The 705-nt window shown below is 40.3% G+C and carries 2 tRNA genes and 1 rRNA gene; all 3 read left to right on the plus strand.

Annotation, left to right across the window (positions count from 1 at the left end):
• Positions 1-65 (plus strand): 16S ribosomal RNA (locus AACW90_RS22920); the annotation flags it as partial.
• Positions 66-275: 210 nt separating this feature from the next.
• Positions 276-352, plus strand: a tRNA-Ile gene (locus tag AACW90_RS22925).
• A gap of 115 nt (positions 353-467) precedes the next feature.
• A tRNA-Ala gene (locus tag AACW90_RS22930) sits at positions 468-543 on the plus strand.
• Positions 544-705 lie beyond the last annotated feature (162 nt).

Below are 705 nucleotides of genomic sequence, written 5' to 3' on the forward strand. Positions count from 1 at the left end.
TCATGACTGGGGTGAAGTCGTAACAAGGTAGCCCTAGGGGAACCTGGGGCTGGATCACCTCCTTAAACGATGATTGCTTTGATGAGTGTCCACACAGATTGAAATAGGTTTAGAAAAGCAAAGAGATGATAATTCAGTTTACACTGAGATTATTGCAAAGTGATTTTTCTTAGTTCAAGAAAGGCAAGCGATGAGTGAAGGAGCATACATTGGTATGTGACTGAGTGAAGAGCGTAGTCCTGACGCGGAAATAAGGAAAAGCACAAAGCAAAAATGGGTCTGTAGCTCAGCTGGTTAGAGCGCTCGCCTGATAAGCGGGAGGTCGGTGGTTCAAGTCCACTCAGACCCACCAAATTTCCTTTATGCTACGTTAAATTGTTCGTCGTGTATTAATATACACTTCCTCGCAATTTGCCTTGCCTAAAGAAAATTTAATCCTGAATTATCAAAAAAAACACCCAACTGATGGGGTTATAGCTCAGCTGGGAGAGCGCCTGCCTTGCACGCAGGAGGTCTGCGGTTCGATCCCGCATAGCTCCACCATCTTTAAGTGTTTTTACTCTGCATAGAGAAAAGAATATTTAAAAATGGTTTTCACTTATTACGATAAGTATAAAATCTTTGCTCTTTAACAATTTGGAAAGCTGACTGATAAATAATTGATTATTATTTATCAAAATAAAAGTTCTCAAATCCTATTGGATC

Origin of the sequence: Vibrio frigidus, assembly GCF_042465995.1 — a bacterium.
GTDB lineage: Bacteria > Pseudomonadota > Gammaproteobacteria > Enterobacterales > Vibrionaceae > Vibrio.